This is a genomic window from Methylomonas sp. Kb3 (assembly GCF_002834115.1).
Classification (GTDB): Bacteria; Pseudomonadota; Gammaproteobacteria; order Methylococcales; family Methylomonadaceae; genus Methylomonas; species Methylomonas defluvii.
On record NZ_PIZT01000062.1, the window covers coordinates 1 to 228 of the forward strand.

At 51.3% G+C, this 228-nt stretch carries 1 pseudogene; it reads left to right on the top strand.

Annotated elements, in window-relative coordinates:
* Positions 1-206, top strand: a pseudogene (locus tag CWO84_RS25010) (hypothetical protein); the annotation flags it as partial.
* Between the last annotated feature and the right edge of the window lie 22 nt (positions 207-228).

A 228-nucleotide genomic window follows, 5' to 3' on the forward strand; every position in this document is an offset into this window, starting at 1 on the left:
CGCCAGATACAACAGCGGCGATATTCTGGCTGAAAAACCGTCAGCCCGATAAGTGGCGCGATAAGGTTGAGGTCAACGGTTCACTGAAGCTGGACAAAGAAACACTGGATATGATCGAAACTCAATTCGTCACCAAAATGGCGGCTGCACATGAACGCCAAAAAGCGGTGTTGGCTGAACGTGAGGCAAGGCCCGAAGCAGAGTAATCAGGCTTATGGCGAAGGCTTC